This window comes from Bacillus sp. KS1, from assembly GCF_020075515.1.
In the GTDB taxonomy this organism is placed as follows: Bacteria; Bacillota; Bacilli; order Bacillales; family Bacillaceae; genus Bacillus; species Bacillus velezensis.
The window spans coordinates 47,261-73,876 of record NZ_JACAWW010000022.1 but is presented as its reverse complement, the minus strand read 5'-3'; the positions used below and the strand labels follow the sequence as shown (position 1 = coordinate 73,876).

Annotated in this window: 32 protein-coding genes and 1 riboswitch; of the genes, 1 reads left to right on the top strand and 31 read right to left on the bottom strand. The window is 47.1% G+C overall.

Annotated features, from left to right (window positions below):
* Positions 1-43: 43 nt before the first annotated feature.
* The 8 genes from ribE (HWY38_RS16985) to HWY38_RS16950 form a co-directional block, all read right to left on the bottom strand.
* On the bottom strand, positions 44-508 hold the full coding sequence (gene ribE, locus HWY38_RS16985) for a 6,7-dimethyl-8-ribityllumazine synthase (protein ID WP_003153372.1): 465 nt from the start codon (positions 506-508) through the stop codon (positions 44-46).
* Between the two features lie 32 nt (positions 509-540).
* Complete coding sequence (locus tag HWY38_RS16980; RefSeq protein ID WP_003153371.1) at positions 541-1,737, bottom strand: bifunctional 3,4-dihydroxy-2-butanone-4-phosphate synthase/GTP cyclohydrolase II; 1,197 nt, start codon at positions 1,735-1,737, stop codon at positions 541-543.
* A gap of 14 nt (positions 1,738-1,751) precedes the next feature.
* Positions 1,752-2,399, bottom strand: coding sequence for a riboflavin synthase (gene ribE / locus HWY38_RS16975; RefSeq protein ID WP_007409425.1), 648 nt, complete (start codon positions 2,397-2,399; stop codon positions 1,752-1,754).
* A complete protein-coding gene (gene ribD, locus HWY38_RS16970; protein ID WP_105937563.1) occupies positions 2,380-3,495 on the bottom strand; it encodes a bifunctional diaminohydroxyphosphoribosylaminopyrimidine deaminase/5-amino-6-(5-phosphoribosylamino)uracil reductase RibD in 1,116 nt (371 codons plus the stop codon). Before ribD ends, ribE (HWY38_RS16975) begins: the two co-directional genes overlap by 20 nt.
* Before the next feature lie 131 nt (positions 3,496-3,626).
* Positions 3,627-3,773, bottom strand: a riboswitch (FMN riboswitch).
* Between the two features lie 119 nt (positions 3,774-3,892).
* Positions 3,893-4,237, bottom strand: coding sequence for a hypothetical protein (locus HWY38_RS16965; RefSeq protein WP_007409423.1), 345 nt, complete (start codon positions 4,235-4,237; stop codon positions 3,893-3,895).
* Between the two features lie 248 nt (positions 4,238-4,485).
* A complete protein-coding gene (lepB, locus tag HWY38_RS16960) occupies positions 4,486-5,061 on the bottom strand; it encodes a signal peptidase I (RefSeq protein ID WP_032861567.1) in 576 nt (191 codons plus the stop codon).
* An 80-nt stretch (positions 5,062-5,141) separates the two neighbouring features.
* Positions 5,142-5,633 carry a CcdC protein domain-containing protein gene (locus HWY38_RS16955; RefSeq protein ID WP_224182242.1) on the bottom strand — a complete coding sequence of 164 codons (492 nt, stop codon included), beginning with the start codon at positions 5,631-5,633 and terminating at the stop codon, positions 5,142-5,144.
* 149 nt (positions 5,634-5,782) lie between these two features.
* Positions 5,783-6,214, bottom strand: coding sequence for a peptidylprolyl isomerase (locus HWY38_RS16950; protein WP_003153363.1), 432 nt, complete (start codon positions 6,212-6,214; stop codon positions 5,783-5,785).
* A gap of 284 nt (positions 6,215-6,498) precedes the next feature.
* Between HWY38_RS16950 and HWY38_RS16945 the strand changes: the two genes are divergently transcribed.
* Positions 6,499-7,398: a DUF1002 domain-containing protein gene (locus HWY38_RS16945; protein WP_082998695.1), complete on the top strand. Its 900-nt coding sequence runs from the start codon at positions 6,499-6,501 to the stop codon at positions 7,396-7,398.
* A 44-nt stretch (positions 7,399-7,442) separates the two neighbouring features.
* Here HWY38_RS16945 and lysA read toward each other — a convergent pair whose 3' ends face one another.
* From lysA to aspA, 23 genes are all read right to left on the bottom strand, one after another.
* Positions 7,443-8,762, bottom strand: a complete 1,320-nt coding sequence (gene lysA / locus HWY38_RS16940) for a diaminopimelate decarboxylase (RefSeq protein ID WP_012117893.1) — start codon at positions 8,760-8,762, stop codon at positions 7,443-7,445.
* A 124-nt stretch (positions 8,763-8,886) separates the two neighbouring features.
* The gene (locus HWY38_RS16935; RefSeq protein WP_007612331.1) at positions 8,887-10,368 is read right to left on the bottom strand and encodes a spore germination protein; all 1,482 of its coding nucleotides are present in this window, start codon (positions 10,366-10,368) and stop codon (positions 8,887-8,889) included.
* Positions 10,322-10,930, bottom strand: coding sequence for a stage V sporulation protein AE (locus HWY38_RS16930; protein ID WP_029326123.1), 609 nt, complete (start codon positions 10,928-10,930; stop codon positions 10,322-10,324). Before HWY38_RS16930 ends, HWY38_RS16935 begins: the two co-directional genes overlap by 47 nt.
* A 3-nt stretch (positions 10,931-10,933) precedes the next feature.
* Complete coding sequence (spoVAE, locus tag HWY38_RS16925) at positions 10,934-11,284, bottom strand: stage V sporulation protein AE (protein WP_007409415.1); 351 nt, start codon at positions 11,282-11,284, stop codon at positions 10,934-10,936.
* Entirely contained in the window at positions 11,285-12,301 is a 1,017-nt protein-coding gene (spoVAD, locus tag HWY38_RS16920) for a stage V sporulation protein AD (protein ID WP_044802121.1), read from the bottom strand. It lies immediately after the preceding gene.
* Between the two features lie 11 nt (positions 12,302-12,312).
* Positions 12,313-12,765 carry a stage V sporulation protein AC gene (spoVAC, locus tag HWY38_RS16915; RefSeq protein ID WP_003153353.1) on the bottom strand — a complete coding sequence of 151 codons (453 nt, stop codon included), beginning with the start codon at positions 12,763-12,765 and terminating at the stop codon, positions 12,313-12,315.
* Between the two features lie 12 nt (positions 12,766-12,777).
* Positions 12,778-13,203 carry a stage V sporulation protein AB gene (locus tag HWY38_RS16910; protein WP_029326122.1) on the bottom strand — a complete coding sequence of 142 codons (426 nt, stop codon included), beginning with the start codon at positions 13,201-13,203 and terminating at the stop codon, positions 12,778-12,780.
* Complete coding sequence (locus HWY38_RS16905) at positions 13,193-13,813, bottom strand: stage V sporulation protein AA (RefSeq protein WP_007409412.1); 621 nt, start codon at positions 13,811-13,813, stop codon at positions 13,193-13,195. The genes HWY38_RS16910 and HWY38_RS16905 overlap by 11 nt, the downstream gene beginning before the upstream one ends.
* Before the next feature lie 126 nt (positions 13,814-13,939).
* A complete protein-coding gene (gene sigF, locus HWY38_RS16900; RefSeq protein ID WP_003153348.1) occupies positions 13,940-14,707 on the bottom strand; it encodes an RNA polymerase sporulation sigma factor SigF in 768 nt (255 codons plus the stop codon).
* Between the two features lie 11 nt (positions 14,708-14,718).
* Positions 14,719-15,159: an anti-sigma F factor gene (spoIIAB, locus tag HWY38_RS16895; protein ID WP_003153347.1), complete on the bottom strand. Its 441-nt coding sequence runs from the start codon at positions 15,157-15,159 to the stop codon at positions 14,719-14,721.
* On the bottom strand, positions 15,156-15,509 hold the full coding sequence (spoIIAA, locus tag HWY38_RS16890) for an anti-sigma F factor antagonist (RefSeq protein WP_003153343.1): 354 nt from the start codon (positions 15,507-15,509) through the stop codon (positions 15,156-15,158). The genes spoIIAB and spoIIAA overlap by 4 nt, the downstream gene beginning before the upstream one ends.
* A 95-nt stretch (positions 15,510-15,604) precedes the next feature.
* Positions 15,605-16,774, bottom strand: coding sequence for a D-alanyl-D-alanine carboxypeptidase family protein (locus HWY38_RS16885; protein ID WP_007612342.1), 1,170 nt, complete (start codon positions 16,772-16,774; stop codon positions 15,605-15,607).
* A 136-nt stretch (positions 16,775-16,910) separates the two neighbouring features.
* On the bottom strand, positions 16,911-17,729 hold the full coding sequence (locus HWY38_RS16880; RefSeq protein ID WP_007612343.1) for a purine-nucleoside phosphorylase: 819 nt from the start codon (positions 17,727-17,729) through the stop codon (positions 16,911-16,913).
* Between the two features lie 11 nt (positions 17,730-17,740).
* A complete protein-coding gene (gene deoB, locus HWY38_RS16875) occupies positions 17,741-18,925 on the bottom strand; it encodes a phosphopentomutase (protein ID WP_015417748.1) in 1,185 nt (394 codons plus the stop codon).
* Between the two features lie 167 nt (positions 18,926-19,092).
* Positions 19,093-19,983, bottom strand: a complete 891-nt coding sequence (xerD, locus tag HWY38_RS16870; RefSeq protein ID WP_012117897.1) for a site-specific tyrosine recombinase XerD — start codon at positions 19,981-19,983, stop codon at positions 19,093-19,095.
* A gap of 7 nt (positions 19,984-19,990) precedes the next feature.
* Positions 19,991-20,218: a YqzK family protein gene (locus HWY38_RS16865; RefSeq protein WP_003153331.1), complete on the bottom strand. Its 228-nt coding sequence runs from the start codon at positions 20,216-20,218 to the stop codon at positions 19,991-19,993.
* A 115-nt stretch (positions 20,219-20,333) separates the two neighbouring features.
* Positions 20,334-20,783: a ferric iron uptake transcriptional regulator gene (gene fur, locus HWY38_RS16860; RefSeq protein WP_003153330.1), complete on the bottom strand. Its 450-nt coding sequence runs from the start codon at positions 20,781-20,783 to the stop codon at positions 20,334-20,336.
* Between the two features lie 112 nt (positions 20,784-20,895).
* The gene (gene spoIIM, locus HWY38_RS16855) at positions 20,896-21,540 is read right to left on the bottom strand and encodes a stage II sporulation protein M (RefSeq protein ID WP_007409404.1); all 645 of its coding nucleotides are present in this window, start codon (positions 21,538-21,540) and stop codon (positions 20,896-20,898) included.
* Between the two features lie 33 nt (positions 21,541-21,573).
* Positions 21,574-21,843: a hypothetical protein gene (locus HWY38_RS16850; protein WP_317986223.1), complete on the bottom strand. Its 270-nt coding sequence runs from the start codon at positions 21,841-21,843 to the stop codon at positions 21,574-21,576.
* A gap of 56 nt (positions 21,844-21,899) precedes the next feature.
* Positions 21,900-22,190 carry a hypothetical protein gene (locus HWY38_RS16845; RefSeq protein WP_003153325.1) on the bottom strand — a complete coding sequence of 97 codons (291 nt, stop codon included), beginning with the start codon at positions 22,188-22,190 and terminating at the stop codon, positions 21,900-21,902.
* Positions 22,191-22,302: 112 nt separating this feature from the next.
* Positions 22,303-23,616 (bottom strand): NAD-dependent malic enzyme, encoded by a 1,314-nt coding sequence (locus tag HWY38_RS16840; protein WP_007409402.1) that lies wholly within the window; start codon positions 23,614-23,616, stop codon positions 22,303-22,305.
* Positions 23,617-23,628: 12 nt separating this feature from the next.
* Positions 23,629-25,035, bottom strand: a complete 1,407-nt coding sequence (gene nhaC, locus HWY38_RS16835) for a Na+/H+ antiporter NhaC (protein ID WP_017418075.1) — start codon at positions 25,033-25,035, stop codon at positions 23,629-23,631.
* Positions 25,036-25,176: 141 nt separating this feature from the next.
* Positions 25,177-26,604 (bottom strand): aspartate ammonia-lyase, encoded by a 1,428-nt coding sequence (gene aspA / locus HWY38_RS16830; RefSeq protein WP_003153322.1) that lies wholly within the window; start codon positions 26,602-26,604, stop codon positions 25,177-25,179.
* Positions 26,605-26,616: the final 12 nt, after the last annotated feature.

Here is a 26,616-nt window from a genome sequence, read left to right as displayed (position 1 = left end):
CATTATATCATTTTCGCCGCTGTTTTAAACGCTTTTCAACAAATTATTCAAATGAACGGTTTAAGTTTGCCATTTCAATGGCAGATACCGCGCAATCCGCTCCCTTATTTCCTGCTTTTGTTCCGGCTCGTTCGATGGCCTGCTCAATGGTTTCAGTCGTCACGATGCCGAAGATAACCGGGACGCCCGTCGCCGTTCCCGCCTGGGCAATGCCTTTTGCCGCTTCATTGCAGACATAGTCATAATGCGTTGTCGCTCCTCTGATAACCGTGCCGAGCGTAATGACGGCATCGTATTTTTTCGTTTCCGCCATTTTCTTTGCCGCAAACGGGATTTCAAACGCTCCCGGCACCCAAGCGACGTCAATGTCGTTTGATTCTACACCGTGGCGAAGCAACGTGTCTTCCGCTCCGCTTAACAGCTTGCTCGTAATAAATTCATTAAATCTGCCGACGACGATTCCGATTTTAAGTCCTGTTCCTACTAGGTTTCCTTGTATGATATTCATATGTTATCCATCCTTTTTTGTGAGATTTGTTTTTAGAAATGAAGCAGATGTCCAAGTTTTTTCATTTTGGTCTGTAAATATTGCTTGTTATGCTCACTCGCTTCCATTTGAAGCGGCACCCGTTCTGAAATGCTGAGACCGTATCCTTCGAGGCCGGCGATTTTCCGGGGGTTATTGGTTAAAAGTTTCATATGCTGAACCCCTAAGTCGCGGAGAATCTGGGCGCCGATGCCGTAGTTGCGCAGATCAGGCAGAAAGCCGAGCGCTTCGTTCGCTTCAACCGTGTCATACCCTTGTTCCTGCAATCGGTACGCCTTCAGCTTATTGATTAAACCGATTCCTCTGCCTTCCTGGCGCAAATACAATAGAACGCCGCGGCCTTCTTCAGCAATTTGCGCAAGCGCGGCATGAAGCTGAGGTCCGCAATCACAGCGATGGGATGCAAACACATCGCCCGTCAGGCATTCTGAGTGCACTCTGACAAGAACGGGTTCGCTGTTAAACGGGACATCCCCCATGACAAAGGCGAGATGTTCTTTTCCGTCAACCTCGTTTGTATATCCGTAAACCCTAAACGTGCCGAAGTCAGTCGGCAGCGTAATATCAACTTCTCTGTTCACAAGTGTCGTAATGTTGTAACGGTACTCTATTAAGTCTTTTATCGTAATCATTTTCAGCTGGTGGCGTTCGGCGATTTCGGCTAACTCCGGCACTCTGGCCATTGTGCCGTCTTCATTCATAATTTCACAAATGACGCCCGCTCCCTGAGATCCGCAGGCTTTTGCAAGATCAACGGCTGCTTCCGTATGGCCGGCCCGCTTCAGGACGCCTCCTTTTTTTGCGATTAAGGGGAAAATGTGGCCCGGACGCTGAAAATCGTCAGACACAGATTCTTCGTTCAACAGCGCCTGAATGGTAAAGGAGCGTTCCTGCGCGCTGATGCCCGTTTTTGTCAGCCTGTGGTCAATACTGACTGTAAACGCGGTCTCATGTGAGTCCGTATTATGATCGACCATCGGGTGAAGATCCAGCCGGCCGGCGATGTCTTCAGACAGCGGCGTGCAGATCAGGCCTCTCCCATGGGTCGCCATAAAATTAACCACTTCCGGCGTGGCATGCTCAGCCAGCGCTACGAAATCTCCTTCGTTTTCTCTGTCTTCATCATCGACAACAATGATGACTTCACCTTTTTTCAGCGCCTCTAACGCCTCTTCTATCGGATGAAACATATCGATCTTCCTTTCTAAAAGCCGTTCTCGCTTAAAAAGGCTTCCGTGATAGTTTGATTGCTTTTCGTTTGTTCTGTTTTGTGCAAAAAGCGGTATAAGTATTTGCCGATCATGTCACACTCAATATTTACGGTCGATCCGACTGTTTTCGTCTGAAAAATCGTTTCTGAGATGGTATGCGGAATGATGGATACCGTTACGCTTTCGTCTGATAAACCGAAAATCGTCAGGCTCACGCCGTCTACCGTAATTGAACCTTTCAATACGAGTGTTTTTGTCAATTCCGGCGAAAGTTTTAAATCGTAATAGACCGCGTTGCTTTTTTTCTCGATCCGCGTAATTTCCGCCGTTCCGTCCACATGCCCTGATACAAAGTGGCCGCCGAACCGTCCGTTGGCGGACATCGCTCTTTCCAGGTTTACTTTACTGCCTTTTGACAAGCCGTTCAGCGAAGTGGCTTTCACTGTTTCCGGCATGACATCAACCGTAAATTGATTGTCAGAAAATCCGGTTACGGTCAGGCAGATGCCGTTTACCGCAATGCTGTCGCCAAGCTTCACATCACTTGTCACTTTTGAAGCGGCGATGGTTAATGCCATGGAAAGGCCTGTCTTTTTGATTGCTTGGATCGTGCCTGTTTCTTCAACGATTCCTGTAAACATCGTCACCATCCTTTCCATCTTTAGGTATGGCCGTCAGTTTTATATCCGGCCCGATTTGGGTGATTTGTGTGAATTGTAAATGGGGGACATCTTTCATTGATTGAAAACCTTCACCGGAGATCAAGCTGGGAGCAAGCGTTCCTCCGATTAATTTAGGGGCGAAATAGAAATGAAGCTCTTGGAAACAGCCTTCCTTGACAAAACTTCCGTGTACGGATGCTCCGCCTTCCACATAAACGGACATTATGCCGTTTTCAGCAAGAATGCTGAGCACCTCAGGGACGTGAATGCGGTCTGTTTCCAGCGGAATAACTTTTATTCCGAGTGCGGTCAGCCGGTCTTTCTTTTGCACGTCTGCACCTTTGGCCGTAAATATCCATGTCGGCGCAGCGCCGTCAGTGAGCACATTTGCCGTTTCAGGAATGGTCAGCTTTGTATCGAGAATCACTCTGACCGGCTGCTTCACCGCATCGGGAAGCCTGCAGGTCAGGCTCGGATTATCAGCTTTGACTGTGCCTGCTCCGACAAGAATGCTTTGATGCGATTTCCTGTATTGCTGGGCATCAAGCCTTGCCGCCTCTGATGTAATCCATTTGCTGTCACCGGTTTCAGTCGCTGTTTTCCCGTCAAGGCTCGCGGCCGCTTTCAAGGTGACATACGGAAGTCCGGTCCGCATGAAGTGAAGAAACATTTTATTCAGCTCTTCTGCCTGCTGCCTGAGAAGTCCGGTTTTCACTTCGATGCCCGCTGCTTCCAGCATTCCGATGCCTTTTCCGGCTACAAGCGGATTCGGATCTTTTACAGCGATGAACACCCTTTTTATCCCCGACTTTATTATCAGTTCGGCGCATGGCGGTGTTTTTCCGTAATGGCTGCAAGGCTCCAGCGTCACATACAAATCGGCGCCTTTTGCGTGTCTGCCGGCCATATTAATCGCGTGAACCTCGGCATGCGCTTCTCCGTATTGCAAATGGGCGCCCATTCCGACGATCTGTTCGTTTTTGACGACGACAGCGCCGACAAGAGGATTGGACTGTGTCTGTCCTTCACCGCGTCTGGCAAGTTCTATTGCCGTATTCATATAATATTCTTCCATCATTATCCCTCCCTTCTTCCACGCAATTTGGCGTCAAAAAAGCCCCGAATGTTTACACAGTTCGGGGCTTTGCCAGTTTTAATCCATAGGAAATAAGACTATACAGTAAGTTTATTTTTTGCATAGCTTCTCTCATCCTTCTCCCATCCAGACTTTCACTGTCGGCTTCAGCTTTTCACTGAATCCACCGTATACAGATGCATACGGGTCACGGGCTGTAAAGCGCAAAACGCCTTATTACCGCCGGTCGGGATTTTCACCCAGCCCCGAAGGATACAATCAATATTTTTTTGTCCTTATCCGCTATTATAACATCCTTTGCGGCAGGCGCAATGAATTTGCACCTAATTATTCAGAAAAATAAAAAGCGCCCTTTTCTCATAAAAGGCGCCTTTATTTATTCGTTCACTTTGACGACCTTCAATAAGCCGTCAATCCGGTTTGATTTGCTGAAATACGCTTTAATCTTATCTCCCTTTTTCACATCGGAGAGATCCTGCTTCAGCTTGTCGCCGTTAAAAATGATTTTTGTGCCGTTTTCTGCCGTACCGTGGTACTCAGTTCCTTCGATTTTCGTAATTTTATATGTTTTGACTGTATATTCTTCTTTTTCCTGGGACAGGGTTTGTCCGATTGCAGTCGGCACGTCTTTCAGTTCAATATCGTTTATGACCATATAACCGCCCGCTAATAACAGCAGCAGTACAAGTAAAATGGCTGCTTTTGTTTTAATTCTTCCCATTTTTCTACCTCCAGCCCGTATCAATCTATTCATTACTATGTCATATTCCTTTTGTTCATGAATAGAAAACCGTTCTTCCCTGCGTGAGTTATTCATATAACGTTTCATAAAGGGAAGATGTTTCATGTATCTGTAAAACTTTCTATCTATTAAATAGATATACGAATTTATGTTCTGTTTTTGAGGGTGGAAAGATAAATTTATATAAAAAAAGCAGTTTTCCTCATGAAGAAAACTGCCTGTACGGTTTATTTCGTCTTGCGAATTTCGTTAAACGGGAAGAAGACGAATTTTGATGTGCCCGCTATTTGTTTTTTCGTAAAAAGACCGAGGCCGTTGCGGCTGTCCATAGATTCTCTGCGGTTATCACCCATGACGAAATATTTGTCGTCCGGCACCTTCACCGGGCCGAAGTCTTCTGTCAGCCGGTCATAGCCGTCTTGCTTCGCCTTGTGCTTGTTTGCCGCTAAATACGGTTCGGACACTTTTTTGCCGTTGATATACAGCTGATCGTTTTTCATTTGCACCGTGTCGCCGGGGAGTCCGATAATCCGTTTGACATAGTGTTCATTTTCTCCGTTCAGCACGACGATCTGGCCGCGTTTGAAGTCGCTTATGTATTTGACCGTCATATTGACAAAGATTCTCTCGCGGTCATGCAGCGTCGGATCCATTGATCTTCCATCAACGAGATAAGGGGCAAATAAAAAGTTTCGGATGAGCAGTGCCAGAACGACAGCGATGATAATGGCTTTCGCCCAATCAAGTACGGCGCTTTTTTTAGAAGTTTTTTCTTTTTCTGATTTCAAGTGATTTCCTCCCATTAGCCATGGTCGTTTTTATTTTACCATGAATCCCTGCACAGAGGGCAAATAAGCCCCGCACCTCATCCATTTTTTTCATTTTATAAGCCGGATCTGCTGATTTTACGGTATTTCACGAAGCTTCCGATCCGCCAAATGCACAAATACACAAAAGCAAGTTCCATCGTTAAAACGGCGAATTCCGCAGCGTCAATGTTTTTGAAATATTGGCTGAGCACGATACGGATCGCAATAATCGCGATAATGACATATTTAAAGTTTTTATTCCGCTTGGAGTAGACAAAGCCGTCTTCCCGGATTTCATAGGCGGTTTGCGACAGCATGATGACGCCGAATACCGCGCCTAACAGTCCGGCGATGGCGAGCTCCCAAAGAGCGGGAAAATGAAACGGCTTTCCCGGGATATTCATGAGCTGGCTGATGCTGAATGTGAAAATGACGGCGATAATCAAAAGCGGGAGAATGATGCCGAAGCCGCCGCCTTTAATCGGCCTGTTCCCCTTTTTCACCCTGAACCAAATAATAAGTGCGAGAATAATAATGACAAATAAAACGGTTGCCAATTGAATCAACGTTTCTACCTCTTTTCATTGTTGTAATCGGTCTTTATCACTATACCAGAGGAACTGCTATCGTTCATATATGTATTTTTTCATGATTTACACATGAGAATTTTCATATACATAAAAAAACCCGCCTGAAAAAGGCGGGTTTTCCGTCATTATCCTTCTACACGGATTTCTTTCATTTTGTCTCCGTTAGACATGTTTTTCGCATGCTCTAAACCGCTTGTCACTTTTCCGAATACAGTATGAACGCCGTTTAAATGCGGCTGCGGCTCATGTACGATGAAGAATTGGCTTGAACCCGTGTCTTTACCGGCATGCGCCATCGATAAAGAACCGGCTTCGTGCTTATGCGGATTGCCTTCTGTTTCACATTTGATCGTTTTTCCGCTTCCGCCCATGCCTGTCCCAGTCGGATCTCCGCCTTGGCTGACAAAGCCCGGAATCACGCGATGGAAAATAACGCCGTCATAAAAGCCCGTATTCGCCAGGTTTTCAAAGTTAGCGACTGTATTAGGCGCTTCATTCGGATAAAGTTCAAATTCGATTCTGCTGCCGTTTTCCATTTCGATGTAACCAGTTTTCATTCTCATTCCTACTTCCGTATTGTTTTTTGTCAAAGCCTTCTTCAATATGAATTTCAATTGTAAGCCGGCTTTCTTTTTGATATTCTTTTGAAGGAAGAGGCCTCTGCTCTTCTTTTCGCGGCTATTATACCACACCTTCAGCCGGAAAACGAATCTCCCCGCTTCCGCAGAAAGAAAATGAAACCAGAACAGCTTCACAGCCGTCTATGTATCGGAACTGCTTCACGCAGGCCCTCACAAACCGCTTCAAAACGGCATTTGTGAAAAGAAGGAGGTTAACCGCTTTGAAAAAAATGTGGATTGGATTGCTGGCGGCGGCCGTTGTATTGTGCACAATACCGAAAATCAGCCTGGCCGATGCCGCAGTCGGAGATGTCATCGTCACACTGGGGGCGGATCTGTCAAACGAAAACCGTCAGAAAGTGCTTGACGAATTAAATGTCCCTGATAACGCGACAAAAGTGACGGTCACGAATAAAGAAGAACATGAATATCTGGGAAAATATATATCGAATGCCCAAATCGGCACAAGAGCCATCTCTTCATCATCCATCACGGTGGCAAAGAAAGGGTCCGGGCTTGACGTTAAGACCCATAATATCGATTCCATCACGGATGAAATGTACTTAAACGCCCTGATGACAGCAGGAGTGAAAGATGCGAAAGTATACGTGACGGCGCCGTTTGAGGTATCAGGCACCGCAGCATTAACGGGAATCATCAAGGCATATGAAGTCTCATCAGACAAAGCGATTTCAGAAGATGTAAAACAGGTCGCCAACCAAGAGCTTGTTACGACATCAGATCTCGGGGATAAAATCGGGGATAAAAACGCCTCCGCGCTCATCGCAAACATTAAAGATGATTTCGCGAAAAACGGTGTGCCCGATACAAAAGAAGGAATCGAGAAAAAGGTCGATGATGCGGCTTCAACCCTTAACATTACACTGACTGACGCTCAAAAAGACCAGCTCGTTTCATTGTTTAATAAAATGAAAAATGCCAAGATTGATTGGGGCCAAGTCGGCAGCCAGCTCGATAAGGCAAAAGACAAAATCACGAAGTTCATTCAATCCGATGAAGGCAAAAGCTTTGTTCAAAAAGTCATTGATTTCTTCGCTTCGATTTGGAATGCGATCGTGTCTGTATTCACAGGAGACAGCGGATCAAGTTCTAACAGCTGAATGCAAAAAGAGACCGGACGCCATTGTTCCGGTCTCTTTTTTATTTATTGTTTGACCCCCGTCTTAAACGGCAGATCCAGTTTTACAATGTCTTCATAAGTTTCCCTTCTAATGACAAGATGCGCTTCGCCGTCTTCCACAAAAACGACGGCGGGACGCGGAATGCGGTTGTAGTTGTTAGCCATGCTGTATCCGTACGCTCCCGTGCAGAAAACGGCGAGAAGATCGCCTTCTTTCACTTCCGGAAGATCTATATCCCAAATGAGCATATCACCGCTTTCACAGCACTTACCCGCGATGGATACCGTTTTGTCGTGGTGTTCTCCGATTCTGTTTGCCGATACGGCTTCATATTTCGCCTGATACAGCGCAGGACGGATATTATCGCTCATGCCCCCGTCAACCGCTGCATATTTACGGGTGCCGGGCACTTCTTTTTGCGAACCGATGGTATAAAGCGTCGTTCCGGCGTCTCCGACGAGCGAGCGTCCCGGTTCAATCCAAATTTCCGGAATGTCAAAAGCGTGCAGCGCTGCGTTTTCTTTTACCGCTTCGATAATTTTTTCCACATAAACGGCGGGATGAAGAGGTTCATCCTCCTCCGTGTAGCGGATCCCGAAGCCGCCCCCTAAATTCAGCACTTCAGAGACAAAGCCGAATGATTCTCTCCATTCATTCAGTTTTGCGAAGATTTTTTCTGCGGCCAGCACAAAGCCCGCCGTATCAAAAATTTGTGATCCGATGTGGCAGTGAACACCGAGAAGGCGGATATGGTCTGACTGTAATACTTGTTCAATCGCCTTTTCTATTTGCCCGTTATGCAGATCAAAACCGAATTTGGAATCTTCCTGTCCCGTCGTAATATAATCATGCGTATGCGCCTCTACCCCCGGAGTGATGCGCAGAAGCACATCCATTGTGCGCCCTGATTTGCGGCACAGTTCCGCGAGTAAGGATATTTCATAAAAATTATCAACGACAATGCAGCCGATTTGATGATCGAGCGCCATTTTCAACTCTTCTTCGCTTTTGTTATTGCCGTGAAAGTGAATCCTGTCAGCCGGAAAACCAGCCGCAACCGCCGTAAACAGCTCTCCGCCGGATACAACGTCCAATGAGAGCCCCTCCTGCTCAGCGAGCTGTATCATCGCAACGGAAGAAAACGCCTTGCTCGCGTACGCGACCTGCGCCTTTAAATCCGCATCAATGAATGCCTGTTTAAAGCTTTTAGCGCGCTCACGTATTAAAGCCACATCGTAAACATAAAGAGGCGTGCCGTAATGCTCCGCTAAATACAGCGCGTCCACACCTCCGATTTCCAAATGACCTAGTTTGTTTTGTCTGCTTGTGCCATGTAAGAACAATGCTCATTCCCTCTTTCTGATCCGCATATGGGTGAAAAGGACAGCTTCTTTTGAGCTGTCCTTATACAAGTCCCGTATAAGTTAAGACATACAATATCATAATCTTCTGTCGGTTTCAATGCGATTATGAACCGCTTGGCTGCCTTTGACGGTCTTTCGGGTGAACAATGCTCGGCCTGACTTTCGCTCCCGGCACTGTCGTCCGGACGAGCACCTGCCACAGCGCCTTGCCGTTAAACGGTAAAAACGGCCATAAATACGGCGTATGAAACGAGCGGATATTCGCCATTATGATCAGCAGCAATGTAAAGCCTATCACAAAGCCTTTCACTTGGAAAATGGCCACGAGCACCATTAAGATGAGGCGTATCATTTTATTGGCGAGACTGAGCTCATAGCTCGGCGTGGTAAATGATCCGATGGCGGCGATCGATACGTACAGAATCACTTCTGCTGAAAACAGCCCCACCGCTATGGCGATTTGACCGATCAGCACCGCCGCAATCAGACCCATGGCGGTGGATAAAGCGGTCGGCGTATGGATCGCGGCCATCCTGAGAAACTCAATCCCCAAATCGGCCAAAAAGATTTGCAGAATGATCGGGATATGCGTATTTTTATTTAAACCGATAAAATCCAATCTTTCAGGCAGAAGAGACGGTTCAAGAACAAAGAGGAACCAGATCGGAAGCAGGACCGTTGAAGCGATAATACCGAAGAACCTGATCCATCTTAAAAATGTTCCCACTGAAGGCGCCTGCCTGTATTCTTCCGCATGCTGAACATGGTGAAAAATCGTTGTCGGCGTTATGATCACGCTCGGTGACGTATCAACGACGATGATGACGTGCCCTTCCAAAATGTGATTGGCGGCCACATCCGGCCGCTCCGTGTATCTGACCATCGGAAACGGGTTGTAGCCCTGTTTGACGATGAATTCTTCCACCGTTTTATCAGCCATCGTCAATCCGTCAATGTCAATCGCATTCACTTCGTTTTCGACGATGCTGACAAGGTCCGGATCCGCGATGTCTTCTATATACACAATGGCAAGATCGGTCTTAGAGCGCTCGCCGACTTTCGTAATTTTGACGCGGAGCCTTTCGTCCCTGATTCGTCTTCTGATCAATGCTGTATTAATGACGATATTTTCGATAAAACCGTCTCTTGCTCCGCGGACGACCTTTTCCGTATCCGGTTCTTCAGGTGTGCGTCCGGGGTAACTTCTGACGTCAACGATAAAGGCGAAGCCCGCGTCTTCAACGATAACGGCGACAAGTCCGGAAAGCACCTGATCCGTTACTTCGTCGAGCGTTTTGACTTTTTGGACCTGCTGATTGACAAGCCTGTTTTCAACAACGTCAATCGCTTCATCCGCATTCTCGTCATAATTATTGATGTCGACGAGCTGTTCCATTAAATGAACGATAAACAAAGTATCGGTTAATCCGTTGACAAAGTAAATCTGGACTTCCCGGTCTAATACTCGAACTTTGCGGACGCCGACATCATAGCTCGTTCCCATACCGACGCGGTCTTTAAAAAATTGTTCATTTTTTCTAGGATCCCGGTACACCTTGATCATGTTTTCCGGTTTTTCCGGCATGGCTTTCGCTCCTTTCTAAAATGAATTCGACCGCCTTCATCGTGATCGGCGAGCCTTTGGATATGTCATCTTTTCTCCCCATCTTTCCTATGTCGCCGATGCCCACAATGAGGGGAACGTCCAATTTATCCAGACAATACACCGTATCTCCGTTCATTCTGTGCTCGTCCATTTCTCTCATTCCGGTTTTATCGACGCCAAACTCCGTCACTTCTCCATCACGGTCAATGGAGACATCGACTTTCGTCCATTCAGCCTGATGGGTCTTAGAAGCGACCGCAATCACCCCCAGCACTTCAACGTCCTGATGTGAGGCGACATATTTCAGCGCCGTTTCGCCCGGCCCTTCCCCTTGCAGGCCTGAATCGTCAAACATGACAAACACCGGGTCATTCGGCGCGGCTTTAATCAGCTGAACAAGTTCGGGCCCGCTTCTCGTTGACGGATTGCCCTTTGATTGGGAAATACACCGTCCGCCTGCTTTTTCCGCTGCATATTCAATTGTTTTGGCGGCGTATACGTCCCCGTCTGTCACAAGAATGACCTTCCGTTTCGTCATCAGGCATTATCCTTTCGGTTTAAAAATAACGGCTACAAGAAATGCGAATAAAATCGCTGAAGATATACCGGCGGAAGTAAGTTCAAAAATCCCCATGGCAATCCCGATAAATCCATGCTCGTGAGCTTGATGCATGGCGCCGTGCAATAAGCTGTGACCGAAGCTGACGATGGGAACCGTCGCGCCCGCACCCGCGAATTCGATAAATTTGTCATATATTCCGAACCCATCTAACAAGGCGCCGATGACGACAAAAGTTGTCATCACATGGGCGGGTGTCAGTTTAAAAATGTCAAGCAGCAGCTGACCGATAATGCATATGATTCCCCCGCAAACAAAAGCCAACAGATATTCCATTTATGATGCACCTCCCGCCCGCTCAAATACCACACCGTGCGCGATGGTCGGAATGGTTTCCTTCTGCTGGATCATTGTCGGACTTAAAAGCGCTCCTGTCGCGACAACGAGTACCCTGTTTAGAGTCCCTGCTTTTAATTGATTAAAAATATGTGTGTACGTAACAAGCGCAGAGCAGGCGCAGCCGCTTCCGCCCGCAAACACCTGCTGGTCCGGCGTATAGATGAGAAGACCGCAGTCATCGTGTTTCGTTCCCACGGGATAGCCTTCTTCTTTGAGCAAATCTTTCACGATCGGCGAGCCGACGCCTGAAAGGTCACCCGTTAAAATCAGATCATAATCATCCGCCGTGCGGTTTAAGTCCTGCAGGTGCTGTTTGATTGTGTCGGCGGCAGCGGGCGCCATGGCGGATCCCATATCGAACGGATCTGTTATTCCGAGGTCGCTTACTTTTCCCACTGTTGCGCTTGTAATCTTGATATCAGAAGGGTTTTGGCTGATGATGACCGCCCCGCCCCCCGTGACCGTTGAAGTGGCGGTATCCGGTTTTTGCCCGCCATACTCCGTCGGATTGCGGAATTGCCGTTCTGCCGTCGCGTTATGGCTGCTCGTGGCTGCGATCGCTCGGTTCGCAAAACCGCCGTCAATGAGCGCGGATGCGACGGCAATCGTTTCCATTGAAGTCGAACAGGCGCCGAACAGACAGAGGAACGGAATTTTCAGATGTCTGGCGACGTAGTTGGCGGTCACATTTTGATTTAAAAGGTCCCCCGCGAGTAACAAATCAATATCGCTCTTTTTCAAATTCTGTTTTTGCAAAGCGGAGTTGATGGCATCTTCCATTAACTGACGTTCCGCCATTTCCCAGTTTTTCTGATTGCAGTGCATTTCATCGTATGTCTTATCAAACAGCGAACCGAGCGGGCCGTCTTTTTCTTTCGGTCCGGCGGCCGTCCCCGCCGAATTTACAAATAACGGGTTTTCAAATACCCAGGTTTGCTTTCCGGTCAATTTCATTTTTTCTCCTCCTACGAAAACAGTTTTTCACAAGCAAACCGTATCAGACCTACGATATAGGCTGCCACGACGCCGAATACAATGACGTTTCCCGCCAATTTAAACATGTTTGTCGCTACCCCGAGCACGAGTCCTTCACTTCTGTGTTCCAGAGCGGCGCTTGTCATACTGTTTGCAAAACCCGTCACCGGCACGGCTGAACCCGCTCCGGCAAACTGCCCGAGTCTGTCATAAATGCCGAATCCGGTCAAAAGGGCGGAAATTAAAATAAGAGTGGCGGCCGTCGGGTTGCCCGCTGTTTTTTCATTAAAATTAAAAAAGTGGATGTAAAAGTCTTGAAGAGCCTGTCCGATCAGACAGATCAAACCGCCGATCAGAAAGGCTTTGACGCAATTCCAAACATATGGCGGTTTCGGCTGATAGTCTTTCACTTTTGTTTTGTAATTTTCTTTTAAGTTTGTCACGTCGGTTCCTCCTTATGAATGATGGATAAAATACAGCCAATGAAATAAAGAGCCGGCTATTTTGCCGAACACAATGGCCATCAGCAATATGATGATTTTGCTGCCGAAGCCGATCCGTTTGGCAAGAATGGGAAGCACATTAAGCACTTCTGTAAGCGCGGCGGCCAGCATGCCGACAAACATACCGGCCAAAAGCCCGACCGGAACGGCCAGCCATTCAGATAAAAAAAAATGATTCATATTTAAGGTTTCCCAGCCGCCGAACACAGCTCCTGAAATAACAGCTCCTTCGTAGGCCTGTACAAAGCGCATTGTTTTTGTCAGCTGCATAAGGCGGGGGACGATTCCCATAACGGTTAAAAAAGCCACAAAGCCCGCACCCACGGTCAGCCCTCCGCCAAGCCCGACAAATATAACGAAAAGAATGCTAACGATCATGCAGATCTTTCATCGTCTCTTCATTTTCGTGCATTGCGACATAGTGATCGAGATCAAGCTGATAATTAAACATCTCGACTTCCAGCGGGCTTGGCTCTTCATTCAGGCGTTTTTTGAAGATGTGATTAAAAAAGACGATCATACCGAGACCGAGGCCGATGCTGTATGGAATCTGAAGCAGATACGGATATTCATTCCGTTCGCCCGTTATGATTTCATATAAGGCGATATGAACTTCTCTCATACTGACATCTTCATGAAAATTCATAATGGCAAGACATGAACCGATAAAAAGCAGGAGCCAGACACCGACAAATAAAACGGCTGACAGCTGCTTTTTTTGGTAATGGATTTCCACTATCGTTTCAGCGCCGCCGACGGTCTGTACATCAAGAGCGGGAAAAGCGGTATGAATGGTTTTCAGCACTTTTATGATGTCCAGCACGACGATATTTTTGTCTTTTTTCGTGACCTTATACAGCGGCAGTGCCGACAGTTTTTTTTTCAGCTTTTGCTGTCCCGCGATCTGCGCGGCGTCGCCGATTGTGATGATATCTCCGGTATGAGCCTTCACGCGGTGGCGAAGTCTGAGAAATATTCGTCTTTCCATCTTGCATCACCATCTTTCGGGTGGTTATATATGTAGTATGTGGTTCACTTTTGTTCTCATTCATCAGCGGCAAAAGACCATAATTTACCACCGATGCACAAATAAAAAAAGCCGGCCCGTAAAAGGTCAGCTTTCCGTATGATCCATCTGCACTTTAATCTGCTTTAATATTTTTTTCTCCAGCCTCGATACCTGGACTTGGGAAATCCCGAGCCGTTCGGCTACTTCCGACTGTGTCTGATCTTTATAATATCTCAGATAGACAATGAGTTTTTCCCGTTCTTCCAAATCACTGATCGCTTCCTTGAGAGCGATTTTGTCAAACCACTTCTCTTCTGAATGATCGGCGATCTGATCAAGCAGGGTGATCGGGTCTCCGTCATTTTCATACACGGTCTCATGAATGGATGAAGGCGCCCGCACCGCTTCCTGCGCAAGCACCACATCCTCCGCATCAATTTCTAAATGATCCGCGATTTCCTGGACGGTCGGCACTCTTCCGTATGTTTTTGACAGTTCATCTTTCGCCCGGCGTATTTTATTGCCGAGCTCTTTTAAAGACCTTGATACTTTGACGGTTCCGTCATCGCGGATGAAGCGCTGGATTTCTCCGATAATCATCGGCACGGCATAAGTTGAAAAACGGACATCATAGGACAAATCGAATTTATCAACGGATTTTAACAATCCGATACAGCCGATCTGAAACAGATCGTCCGGCTCATAGCCTCTGTTTAAAAACCTTTGAACGACGGACCACACAAGACGCATGTTTTTTTCTATGAGGAGGTCTCTTGCCTGCTGGTCGCCCTCTTGGCTCTTTTTGATTAATTCTTTGACTTCATGGTCCTTGAGCTGCGCGTTTTTGCTGTTTTTCTTAACCTCCACATCCATAACAAATCTCCTTAATTACAAAGCGCTTTGCTTTTTGATAGGTGTTTTGTTAAGCGTATCGTTGTTCCCATCTCCGGCGAGGAATCAATCGTGACATCATCCATGAAGTTTTCCATAATGGTAAAGCCCATTCCGGAGCGCTCAAGCTCGGGTTTTGTCGTAAAGAGCGGCTGGCGCGCTTCCTCAAGATCCGTGATCCCGAGGCCTTCATCACGTATGGTCAGATAGACGACATGATCCTCCAGCGTAACGGAGATGTACACCTTTCCGTCGCAGTTTTCTTCATAGCCGTGGATGATTGCGTTTGTTACCGCTTCTGATACGACGGTCTTGATTTCCGTCAGCTCATCCATCGTCGGGTCGAGCTGTGCGATAAAAGAAGCAACTGTTACGCGCGCAAACGATTCGTTCTGACTGAGGGCTGAAAATTCAAGATGCATCTCGTTTTTCATGATGCCACCCCCAACGTTAAAAGCGCTTTTTGTTCTGATTGTTCGAACCTGATGATTTTAAACAGGCCGGACATGTCAAACAGACGTCTCACCGCGGGCGAAATCGCGCACACGACCATTTCTCCGCCGAGCTGTTTAATTTGTTTATAACGCCCTAAAATCACGCCGAGGCCGGAGCTGTCCATGAAGGTAAGATCTTCAAGGTTCAGCACGATGTGACGGATGCTGTCAGCCTCCAGCGATTCAGTAACCTTTTGTTTTAATGATTCTGCCGTATGATGGTCGAGTTCACCTGTTAATCGAATACAAAGCACGGATTCTTTGACATGAAAGTCAATTCCAAGGCTCATGCTCATTCCTCCTTGATATGATCGGATAATGAGTGTTTCGATTTTCGGGAAAGCAATTCCTTCACTATGACAAAACTAGTGCCCGTTCGCCACGATTATTTAAATTTTGTCCAATCTCCCATCGTCCGCTTCAGAAAAGTGAGAAAACCCGCTTTTTCCATGTCGTCTTTTGCCGTGACCGGGCTTTCGACGAGCACCTTTCCGTCTTTTTTCAGAACGAGGCTGCCGAGCACCTCTCCTTTTTTAACCGGAGCCGTTACATTGCCGTTGATTTTCACTTCTTTTTTTACTTTGTCCATGTTCTCTCCCTTTTTGGCCAGAAGAGAAATCGGCTCAGATGTGGTCAGCTTGATCAGTTTCTTTTTTCCTTTTTTCACTTTTACCGTTCCGACGATTTGATCCCGTTTGTACAGCGGGTGTGTTTTGAACTGGCTGAAGGCGTAATCAAGCATTTTGGTTACTTGGGCATTTCTTTCTTTCGGAGTGCTGGCTCCGAAAACGACAGCAATGACCCTCATATTTCCTTTTTTAGCGGTGGCGGTTAAACAATACTTTGCTTCGCCTGTAAAGCCCGTCTTCACGCCGTCTACACCCGGATAAAATTTGATCAGCCGGTTTGTATTGACGAGCCAGAACTTTTTGTCTGTATTTTCTCTTAAATAATCCTCATACGTTCCCGTAAATTGAGTGATTTTATCATACTTTAATAATTCCTTCGCCATTTTCGCCATGTCATAAGCAGAGCTGTAATGGTCTTTTTCGGGCAGTCCCGTCGGGTTTTTGAAGGAGGTATCTTTCAATCCCAATTCTTTTGCTTTTTTGTTCATCCGGCTGACGAAATCCTCTTCTGAACCGGCGATATACTCCGCCATTGCGACAGATGCGTCATTTCCGGAAGCTATCGCAATTCCTTTGAGCATTTCTTTTACCGTCATTTCTTCTCCGGGTTCAAGGAAAATCTGTGATCCGCCCATGGACGCGGCATGTTCACTCGTCCTGACTTTATCGCTCATCTTTATTTTCCCTTTGTCAAGCGCTTCCATGATTAAAAGCATGGTCATGATTTTTGTCATGCTTGCCGGCGCCAGACGCTCCCGGCTGTTCTTGTTATAAAGAATGCTTCCCGTATCGCGTTCAATCAGCACGGCGCTTTTGGCTTCATGAGCGAGCTCCGATGTATGTTTTCCGTCCGGCTTTGCAAAAGCGGACGGTGCTGATGCCGTTAATAAAATGCCAATCAACAAAGTGGATATAAGACGTTTCATCTCCAAAGCCCTCCATTTCATAATCCTTTTTATTTTTTCCAAATCCGGTGGTTTTATACGCCTCATCTGGAAAATGTTTCGTGTTGAGGGCACAAAAAAACAGCTGCTTCCTAGGAAACAGCTGTCTGATGCTGACTTATTTTTGAGAACGTGCGACTACGGCTTTTACAAGCTTCAAAAAGCCGCCTTTTACTTTTTCCGTCATTTCCATTACTTCTTCATGGGATAACGGTTGGTCAAGAATACCTGCCGCCGCGTTGGAAATGCATGAGATGCCGAGCACGCGCATCCCCGCGTGGTTGGCGACGATGACTTCCGGCACGGTCGACATGCCGACAGCGTCAGAACCCATCGTTCTTAAAAACCGAACCTCAGCAGGCGTTTCGTAAGACGGCCCCGTAACAGCTGTATACACCCCTTTTTGAACAGGAATGCCCAGCTCATCGGCCGTTTTTTCAGCCAAGCTTGACAGCTCTTTGTCATAGGCTTCTGACATGTCCGGGAATCTCGGTCCGAATTCAGCTTCGTTCGGCCCGATTAACGGGTTGGTGCCCGTAAAGTTGATGTGGTCTGTAATAATCATCAGATCGCCGGCGCGGAATTCAGTGTTGATACCGCCGGCTGCATTCGTCACGACGAGAGATTCAACGCCGAGCGCCTTCATCACGCGGACGGGAAATGTGACCTGATCCATTGAGTAGCCTTCATAGTAATGAAAGCGGCCCTGCATCGCGATGACCTGCACACCTTCAAGCGTTCCCATCACAAGCTGGCCGGCATGGCCTTCTACCGTTGAGACCGGAAAATCAGGGATCGTTTCATATGTTAGCTTGACAGCCCCTTCAATTTCATCGGCCAATACGCCGAGCCCTGACCCTAAAATCAGACCGATCTTTGGTGTTTCTTTCACGTGTTCTTTAATAAATGCAGCAGCACGTTCGATTTTTTGTTTCAAAAAAAGTCCCCCTACTGTAATCTTGATAAAAAGCTTTTTCCGTATTCCGGCTTTTCCGTTTTGAAATTATCCGCAATGGTTGCCCCGATATCGGCAAATGTATCCGCAAGCGGCAGCTGTTCAGTGTGCTTGTGCTTTTTGCTGTACACAAGAAGCGGCACATACTCCCTCGTGTGATCCGTGCCGTGATGGACAGGATCATTGCCGTGATCCGCAGTGATGATAAGCAGATCGTCTTCTTTCATTTTCTCAAACACTTCCGGAAGCCTCGCGTCGAATTCCTCGAGCGCTTTTCCGTACCCTTCCGGATCGCGGCGGTGTCCGTACAGCGCGTCAAAATCAACGAGGTTGGCAAAGCTCAGGCCCGTGAACTCTTCACCGAGCGTTTCAATCACTTTGTCCATGCCATCCATATTAGATACCGTGCGGCGGGAAGATGTAATGCCTTCTCCGTCATAAATATCAGAAATTTTGCCGATGGAAATGACGTCTAATCCGCTGTCTTTCATTCCGTTCATTACCGTGCGGCCGAATGGTTTGAGCGCATAATCATGACGGTTCGGCGTGCGTTTGAAGCTGCCCGGTTCTCCGACGAACGGTCTTGCGATAATCCGGCCGACCATGTACTTCGGATCAAGCGTCAGTTCTCTGGCCGTTTCACAAATGCTGTACAGTTCGTCAAGCGGAACGACATCTTCGTGAGCCGCAATCTGCAGTACGGAATCTGCTGATGTATAAACGATCAGCGCACCCGTTTCCATATGTTCTTTTCCGAGCTCGTCCAGAATCGCCGTGCCTGAAGCCGGCTTATTTCCGATGATTTTCCGTCCTGAACGCCGCTCAAGTTCCTGAAGAAGTTCATCCGGAAATCCTTCCGGGAACACTTTAAACGGTTTTTCAATGTAGAGGCCCATAATCTCCCAGTGCCCCGTCATCGTATCTTTCCCGTTTGACGCCTCCTGCATTTTTCCGTAGTACGCAAGAGGGTGCTCCGTTTTTTCCACGCCCTTAATGTCTCCGATCAGTCCGAGACCGAGCTGCGCCATATGGGGCATATGTAAGCCGTTCATGTGCTCTGCGATGTGTCCGAGCGTATTTGCGCCTATATCATTAAAATCGGCGGCGTCCGGCGCTTCACCGATTCCGACAGAATCCATTACGATCAAAAATACCCGGTTATATTTGTATTCAGACATCATAAAAACCTCCTTTTCTTCCATCTGTCCATTGTAGCTTACAGAGGTCAGACAACTCAAGTATAAACCGTTTACATTCTTGTTGACAATGCCGATTCAAATAATTAGAACCTTCTCTGTATTCCGCCAATCCGGCAAAAAAGCCGCGGCCCCTCTGGCAGCGGCTCCTAAGCACGCGGATGATACTGTTTGTACACGTCCTTCAGCCTTGTTTTCGTCACATGCGTATAAATTTGCGTCGTGGAAATATCGGCATGTCCGAGCATCTCCTGCACGGCGCGCAGATCCGCGCCGTTTTCGAGCAGGTGCGTTGCAAAAGAGTGCCGAAGCGTGTGCGGTGTCAGCTCTTTTTTAATCCCCGCTTCAAGGGCGATTTTTTTCAGGTTTTTCCAGAATCCCTGACGGCTGATCTGCCTGCCGTGATGATTCAGAAAAAGCGCTTCGGTTACGTTTTTCTTTAATAATTTCCCTCTGGCTTTTTCAATGTATGCTTCTATCGCATGAGAAGCGGCTTCACCAATCGGCACAATCCGCTCTTTCCGCCCTTTTCCGAAGCAGCGGACAAATCCCATCGTCAAATGGACGTCGGATAATTTCAGCTCGATCATCTCGCTGACCCTGATGCCGGTCGCGTACAGCAGTTCAAGCATGGCTTTATCCCTGAGACCGAACGGGCTGTCAAGCTTAGGCGTGTCCAATAACCGCTCAACTTCGTGAAGCGCCAATACTTTCGGAAGCGTCCGCTCTGTTTTTTGTGTTTCAATATGTACCGAAGGATCTTTATCCGCGGCTTTTTCCCTTAACAGAAATTGATGAAAAGACCGGATTGACGCCAAATGCCTCGCAGACGTCTTGCCGGATTTTCCGGAGTCCTTTATATGCTTTAAATATTGAATAATATGAAGACGGGTCACATCATTCCATGAAGTGATCTGAAGGGTTTCAGTTAAGAAGAGAGAATAACTTTTCAGATCACGCTCATAGGACATCATCGTATTTTGGGACAGCCCTCTTTCAACCCTCACATAATGGATGAAATCCTTAATTTGATCCTTCACTCTTGATCTACTCCCCGTTTTGGTAAAAAAAGATCAATCGGCCGAACCAGCCGTCTTTCTCCTCATGTTCCGTTTTGGCCACTTTGACGGCGGAGCCTTCCGGTTTATCGTACCGATGATAGTTTTCATACTCTGAATTCACCCATATCATAGCATAATAGAACAGCGCGGTAAAACCTGTGAACAGAATAAACACTTTGATCGTATCCGCGGCTGTTTTTAGGAATCTGCCCATCTTTCGATCGACCCTTTCTTTTGGCGGCTGTTAGTACACCTTATGCCAATTTCAAAGGCTTTTATACATAAAAACAGCAAAAAACCCTTTCCTGGCAGAAAAGGTTCGTAGGCTTTTACTCTGTTTCATCCCCGCGGCAGCGGTGGCAGATTCCGTGAAAAGTCAATCTATGATCTTTAATTTTAAATTTCCAATCACGTTCAATCACTTCTTCAACGTCTTCAAGCAGATCTTCTTCAATTTCATCGACGGCTCCGCACTCCATGCACACCAAATGGTGATGAAAGTGAGCCGCGCCTTCTTTGCGAAGGTCGTAGCGGGATACGCCGTCCCCGAAGTTAATTTTATCAACGACTTTTAGCTCTGTTAATAATTCTAATGTACGGTATACTGTAGCGAGACCAATTTCAGGAGATTTCTCTTTTACGAGGAGGTATACATCTTCTGCGCTTAAATGGTCTTCTTCGTTTTCAAGCAGCACTCTTACCGTTGCTTCCCGCTGTGGCGTAAGCTTGTAGCTTGACGAGTGCAGCTGCTTTTTAATTCGATCAATACGGTTTTCCATGTCTTTCCCTCCTACGCCGCATTCCATGACTCATTATAACAAAATACGCGCAGAGTTCCAACTATAATTATTATAAACTGATAAATAAAAGTATTATTTTGTGATAATCATTCTAAAATATGCGTGATGACAGCTTTTCCATAAACAGCGGAGACACGTACGCCTCGAGCAGCGAAGCGATGACCGAGAAGAAAACGATGAGAATCAGCACGAAGGCGTAGCGTCCGAACCATTGGATCGGCGCGTCATGAAGGCTGCGTTTGACAAACAGCTGCCGGATCAGTTTCAGTGAAAAAGCGATGGAGCATGTCCCCATGATAAGATATGCCGGAATGAGAACGATGTTTTGCGGCAGAACCGAAATAAATGACAGGAAAAACCCGTTCATCCCCATTTGATTCACTAAAAAACCGACCGTGAAGCCGACGACGATTCCTTTTAAAAACACCATAATGAAAATAACCGGAAGACCGATCACGGAAATACCGAGGATCCACATCAGCCCCAAATATTTTACATCATGAAAGACGGCCTGCCAAAACATTTCTGAAGCGCCGGCATGTTTTCCGTCAGACAGCTGTCCGAAAAACTTGCTTAAATAGTAATACAAATCTTCTTTCTGCGTGATGGTCATGCTGTTGACGATGATTGCCCCGAAAATGACCCCCATCAAAAACAAGACGAACACAAATATATAAAGTGACAGATGATCCTTTACATGGCGAAAAAACAGTTCTTTGTACGATTGTTTTCTCATACCGCTTTCCTCCCGCTAATCTATTGACTTGATTTAGTAGATTGTATGAAAGAAAAGAGAAAACATGACAGAGAAATCATAGAAAGGCGCGAGATTCCGGCATAAAAAAGAACCCCCGTCATCACTCCGGTGATCATAGGGGTTCCTTTTTTTATGCTTTATTCTTTCAAGCCTGTCTTTTTTGGTTTTCGTCACTCTTTCATGGGTGCTGAAAGACGGCGCCGTCCCCCTTGACAGGACTGCGTCACGCATCCCGTTTCTTTTGAGATGCTCTCGCATTTTTTTCGTTTTGCTCTTCGCCATGTGCCAATCGCTCCTTTTTCCCTTTTCTTTATCATAACAAAAAAATCCAGATGTGTTCATGAATACGGCTCATGTTTCGACCGGTAAGCGCGCAGAGACGTTTTGGCAGATGAATAGCTCCCCATTGCGGCGTATCCGTAAAAAAACCCCATAAAAATCCCCGCATACACGTGTTCATGATGACCGAAAACGATAGACACAACATTTCCGGCAGCAAGGGCAATCGTGGGAACGAATATGCCTGGAACCCGGCAGAACACTTTGATCAGCTGTGTGACGCATAAGACGACCGGCACGCCGATCACAGCATCCCAAATATTTGTATGGATCAGCGGAAAATAATCCACATCGACACCTCTTTATTCCGTCTTTTGCTATCTGTTAGCCTGCCTAAGAATTCCGCTTCCTATTCATGATAAAAAAACAGCACCGGACACACATCCGGTACTGCAAGGGTTATTATTTTCCTGCCGCGGCCCGTTCTACGGCTGCTGATACGGCTTGATGCACGTCCGCATCCAAAGGCTGAGGCACGAGATCGCCGTGTTTTGTGCAAGAGGCGATGGCTTCTGCGGCCGCCACAAGCATTTCATGGTCGATTTTCTTGCTTTTGGCGTTCAGCGCGCCGCGGAAAATCCCCGGGAAGCCGAGAACATTATTGACCGAACGGCCGTCAGCTGCATAAGCGGCTCCGGCTTGTAATGCCTCTTCCGGTTCAATCTCCGGCTTCGGATTAGATAAGGCCAGAATGACATGTCCTTTTCTGACATCCTCTTTTTTAATGAGACCCGGAACTCCTGTGGTGCTGATCACAATGTCACACGTGTCCATTAATTCTTTGATGCTTCCAAGCGGCTGACCTCCGTACTGAGCGAGGCGGTTCATTGCGTCTTCTGACTTGTCCGTTCCGCAGACCGCTTTGACTCCGTATGCCATAAACATGCGGCAGATGGCGACGCCTGCCGCGCCGAGACCGATCTGACCGACCTTCGCTTCTTTTAAATCAAGACCGGCGCTTTTACAAGCGGAAATGGCGGCGGCGAGCGTGACGACCGCCGTGCCGTGCTGGTCATCGTGCATAACCGGAATGTCCAGTTCTTCTTTAAGGCGGTCTTCAATGTCAAAGCAGTGAGGCGAACCGATATCTTCAAGCAGAATTCCGCTGAACCCCGGAGAAATATGTTTTACCGTGCGAATGATTTCTTCCGGATCAGAGGTATCGAGCAAAATCGGAATTCCGCTGATACCCGCCAGCTGGTCAAAAAGCGCGGCTTTTCCTTCCATTACGGGCATTCCGGCGACAGAGCCGATATTGCCGAGGCCGAGAATCGCCGTGCCGTCGGTGACAATGGCGACAGAATTGCTGATTGTCGTATAGATGGACGCTTTTTCTGGCTCGTTTTCAATCAGTCTGCACACATCGGCGACACCCGGCGTATAAACACGGCCAAGCTCAGCCAATGTCCGGATCGGCATTTTGCTTTTCATCTGAATTTTACCGCCTTCATGAGCAGAGAGCACTTCATCTGAGACTGTATGAAGCCGGATGCCTTCACCGAGAGCTTCAATGGCTTGAATGATTTCCTGCAGCTGCTCTTCATTTTCAGCCTGCACCGTAATGTTGCGCATTGTGTAGTTCGGGCCGACTTTAACGGTTTCAACTTCCCCGATATCTCCGCCCATCACTCCGATGGCGGTTGCCACTTTTCCGAGATTTCCTGGAACAGTCGGCGTTTCAATCATTAACGTCCGAATCATATGCTTTGTAATCATGAAATGAACCTCCTAACCCAATTTTTGAGATTGCAAGGATTTTTCTTTCGTGTACCAAATGAATTTCCCCGTGTATCCGTACAATATTGCCAGTCCGATAGATACAAAACTGAGCCACATGAACGGCAGATAAGAAAATGTGGATACGCCGAGAATGCCGGCCATATAGATGCCGTTATCAGACCACGGCACCATCCCTGAAGTAAGCGTGCCGCCCACCTCTGCGTTCCGCGATAAAACTCTTCTGTCAAGTTTCAGTTTATCATAACTGTTCTCCATGATTTTCGGCGTCAGGATCAATGACACGTACATCGCACAGCCGAAAATGTTTCCTAAAAGGGCGACGATCAATGTCGAAAGCGTCACATTTCCCGGTGTGGTCAGCTTTTTCTCAAAAGTTGAGACAATCACTTTTAATACACCGAGCTTCTCAAGAATTCCTCCAAAACCAAGACCGAACAGGATAACGACTAACGTATCCAGCATACCGGTAATGCCTCCGCGGTTTAACAGGCCATTTAAAAATTCGACGTCCGTTTTAATAGAAAAACCATTATAAGCAGTCGCGATGGCACTGGCAAAATTCATTCCCTGAAAGACGGAAGCCCAGATTGCGCCAAGCAAAGCACCGATGACGATAACGGGCATAGACGGCTTTTTCAAAATCAGAAGGACAACGACGACAACAGCCGGAATGAGCATCCATATATGAATGTCAAACGTTTTCTGCAATGAAGATTTTAAAAATTCCACTTTGTCGAGATCAATATTTTTTCCGCCGTATATAAATCCCGTTACGGTAAATAGAATGGCCGTAATAATATAGGACGGAATTGACAGATACATCATCGCTCTGACGTGTGACAGCACATCCACCTTAGAAAGCGTGGAGGCAAGCACCGTACTGTCAGACAGCGGTGAAAGCTTGTCTCCGAAGTAAGCGCCGGACAAAACGGCTCCCGCTACGATCGGAAGCGGTATACCCATTCCCTCTCCGATGGCAATCATGGCGATCCCCGCGGTTCCCACGGTTCCCCACGACGTTCCGGTCGCAACGGACATAACGGAACAAATAACCAGTGTAGCCAGAAGGAAAACATGAGGATTAATAAACTCTAATCCATAATAAATTAACGTCGGCACAACGCCGCCGGCAATCCATGTCCCGATGAGCGCACCAACCGAAACAAGAATCAACACCGCTTCAAGACCGTTTGATATCCCGGTGACAATCGAATCCTGCAAGTCTTTATATGAATATCCCAGCCTGACTCCGAGAATAATAGCGAAAAACCAGGATATTAATAGTGCTAGCTGGATCGGCAAGTCTAAAAACACTGTGAACGATAAGACAAGTGCTAAAAACCCGAATAATAAGATAATAATTTCCAATAAATTCGGCAATCTGACCTCTTTCATAAGAAAATCCCCCTAGAAGAAAAAAGCTAAAACGCTTTCATCAAATGATATAACAAATTATACTATACTGCCTCATCCCTTTGTATGGCAACCGCCTATTCACTAAAAAACGTGAAAAGGCGGCTGTTGTTGCTTTAAAATTTATTTTTCTAATAGATCTTTTCCGGCAATTCCCGGTTTTGTCATTTCATACGGATTCAAAATGATATCCAATTCTTCTTCTGTCAGTACATCATTTTGAAGGCAAAGATCTCTTACAGATTGCCCCGTCATGATTGCTTCACGGGCAATTCGCGCAGCCGCTTCATACCCGAGGTGCGGATTGACCGCTGTAATGACGCCGACGCTTTTTTCCACGTATTGCTTCAGACGTTTTTCGTTGGCTTCAATTCCCGCCAGACAATGATCGGTAAATGAACGGAACCCGTTATTCATGATGCTGATGGATTGAAGCAGGTTAAATACGAGTACCGGCTCCATTACGTTAAGCTCCAGCTGGCCCGCTTCTGAAGCGAGGCAGATCGTATTGTCATTCCCGATGACCTGGAAGGCGATTTGGTTGATCAGCTCTGCCATTACAGGGTTGACTTTCCCAGGCATAATGGATGATCCCGGCTGACGGGCGGGCAGTGAAATTTCCGCAAGTCCCGCGCGCGGACCTGAAGCCATTAAGCGCAGATCGTTGGCGATTTTAGACATGTTCATCATGCATACTTTCAACGCGGCTGAAACTTCCGTATACGCATCAGTGTTTTGAGTGGCGTCAACCAAATGGCCGGCGCCGACAAGCGGCAGTCCGCTGATGTCAGCCAGGTGCTTCACAACCTGTTCTATGTAGCGCGGATCGGCGTTAAGTCCCGTACCTACGGCCGTTGCCCCCATGTTTACTTCATACAGATGCTGGCGGGATTGTTTAATTCGCTTTATGTCACGCTCAAGCACGCGGCTGTATGCTTCAAATTCCTGTCCGAGACGGATCGGCACAGCGTCCTGAAGGTGTGTGCGCCCCATTTTAATGACAGAATCAAATTGTTTCGCTTTATCTTTAAAGACACTGAGCATATGCGCCATCGTATCAAGGAGCTTATCCAAAAGTTTCAAGGTTGAAATATGGATTGCCGTCGGGAACACGTCGTTCGTCGATTGTGACATGTTGACGTGTGTGTTCGGGCTGAGGTGAATGTATTCACCTTTTTTATGCCCCATGATTTCAAGAGCTCTGTTGCCGATTACTTCGTTGGCATTCATGTTCATGGACGTTCCGGCTCCCCCTTGGATCGGATCGACGATAAATTGGTCATGCCATTTTCCCTCAAGAATTTCATCTGCGGCCTGTACAATCGCATTTCCGATTCCTTCATACAGCCGTTTTACATCCATGTTGGCAAGCGCCGCCGCTTTTTTGACGATGGCGAGCGCATTAATCATTTCTTCGTGGATGCGGTAGCCGGTAATCGGAAAGTTTTCTTTCGCGCGCAGCGTTTGGATTCCGTAATACACATCAGCTTCAATTTGTTTTTCTCCGAGAAAATCTTTTTCCTGACGATATTCTTTTTGCGCGTTTGTCATGCTAAAACCCTA

What these genes read in the sequence shown, in the direction of transcription:
- spoVAE (WP_007409415.1), bottom strand. Translation starts at nt 11,284, where the DNA reads ATGGAATATCTGTTGGCTTTTGTTTGCGGGGGAATCATATGCATTATC.
- aspA (WP_003153322.1), bottom strand. Translation starts at nt 26,604, where the DNA reads ATGACAAACGCGCAAAAAGAATATCGTCAGGAAAAAGATTTTCTCGGA.
- HWY38_RS16935 (WP_007612331.1), bottom strand. Translation starts at nt 10,368, where the DNA reads ATGCCGGAAAAACCGGAAAACATGATCAAGGTGTACCGGGATCCTAGA.
- HWY38_RS16840 (WP_007409402.1), bottom strand. Translation starts at nt 23,616, where the DNA reads ATGATTACAAAGCATATGATTCGGACGTTAATGATTGAAACGCCGACT.
- spoIIM (WP_007409404.1), bottom strand. Translation starts at nt 21,540, where the DNA reads ATGAGAAAACAATCGTACAAAGAACTGTTTTTTCGCCATGTAAAGGAT.
- ribE (WP_007409425.1), bottom strand. Translation starts at nt 2,399, where the DNA reads ATGTTTACAGGAATCGTTGAAGAAACAGGCACGATCCAAGCAATCAAA.
- ribE (WP_003153372.1), bottom strand. Translation starts at nt 508, where the DNA reads ATGAATATCATACAAGGAAACCTAGTAGGAACAGGACTTAAAATCGGA.
- spoIIAA (WP_003153343.1), bottom strand. Translation starts at nt 15,509, where the DNA reads ATGAGCCTTGGAATTGACTTTCATGTCAAAGAATCCGTGCTTTGTATT.
- deoB (WP_015417748.1), bottom strand. Translation starts at nt 18,925, where the DNA reads ATGTCTGAATACAAATATAACCGGGTATTTTTGATCGTAATGGATTCT.
- spoVAD (WP_044802121.1), bottom strand. Translation starts at nt 12,301, where the DNA reads ATGAAATTGACCGGAAAGCAAACCTGGGTATTTGAAAACCCGTTATTT.
- fur (WP_003153330.1), bottom strand. Translation starts at nt 20,783, where the DNA reads ATGGAAAACCGTATTGATCGAATTAAAAAGCAGCTGCACTCGTCAAGC.
- HWY38_RS16905 (WP_007409412.1), bottom strand. Translation starts at nt 13,813, where the DNA reads ATGGAAAGACGAATATTTCTCAGACTTCGCCACCGCGTGAAGGCTCAT.
- lepB (WP_032861567.1), bottom strand. Translation starts at nt 5,061, where the DNA reads ATGGGAGGAAATCACTTGAAATCAGAAAAAGAAAAAACTTCTAAAAAA.
- HWY38_RS16885 (WP_007612342.1), bottom strand. Translation starts at nt 16,774, where the DNA reads ATGAAACGTCTTATATCCACTTTGTTGATTGGCATTTTATTAACGGCA.
- HWY38_RS16910 (WP_029326122.1), bottom strand. Translation starts at nt 13,203, where the DNA reads ATGATCGTTAGCATTCTTTTCGTTATATTTGTCGGGCTTGGCGGAGGG.
- HWY38_RS16865 (WP_003153331.1), bottom strand. Translation starts at nt 20,218, where the DNA reads ATGGGCAGATTCCTAAAAACAGCCGCGGATACGATCAAAGTGTTTATT.
- HWY38_RS16980 (WP_003153371.1), bottom strand. Translation starts at nt 1,737, where the DNA reads ATGTTTCATCCGATAGAAGAGGCGTTAGAGGCGCTGAAAAAAGGTGAA.
- spoIIAB (WP_003153347.1), bottom strand. Translation starts at nt 15,159, where the DNA reads ATGAAAAACGAGATGCATCTTGAATTTTCAGCCCTCAGTCAGAACGAA.
- ribD (WP_105937563.1), bottom strand. Translation starts at nt 3,495, where the DNA reads ATGGAAGAATATTATATGAATACGGCAATAGAACTTGCCAGACGCGGT.
- HWY38_RS16965 (WP_007409423.1), bottom strand. Translation starts at nt 4,237, where the DNA reads ATGGGAAGAATTAAAACAAAAGCAGCCATTTTACTTGTACTGCTGCTG.
- nhaC (WP_017418075.1), bottom strand. Translation starts at nt 25,035, where the DNA reads ATGAAAGAGGTCAGATTGCCGAATTTATTGGAAATTATTATCTTATTA.
- sigF (WP_003153348.1), bottom strand. Translation starts at nt 14,707, where the DNA reads ATGGATGTGGAGGTTAAGAAAAACAGCAAAAACGCGCAGCTCAAGGAC.
- HWY38_RS16950 (WP_003153363.1), bottom strand. Translation starts at nt 6,214, where the DNA reads ATGAAAACTGGTTACATCGAAATGGAAAACGGCAGCAGAATCGAATTT.
- HWY38_RS16850 (WP_317986223.1), bottom strand. Translation starts at nt 21,843, where the DNA reads ATGGCGAAGAGCAAAACGAAAAAAATGCGAGAGCATCTCAAAAGAAAC.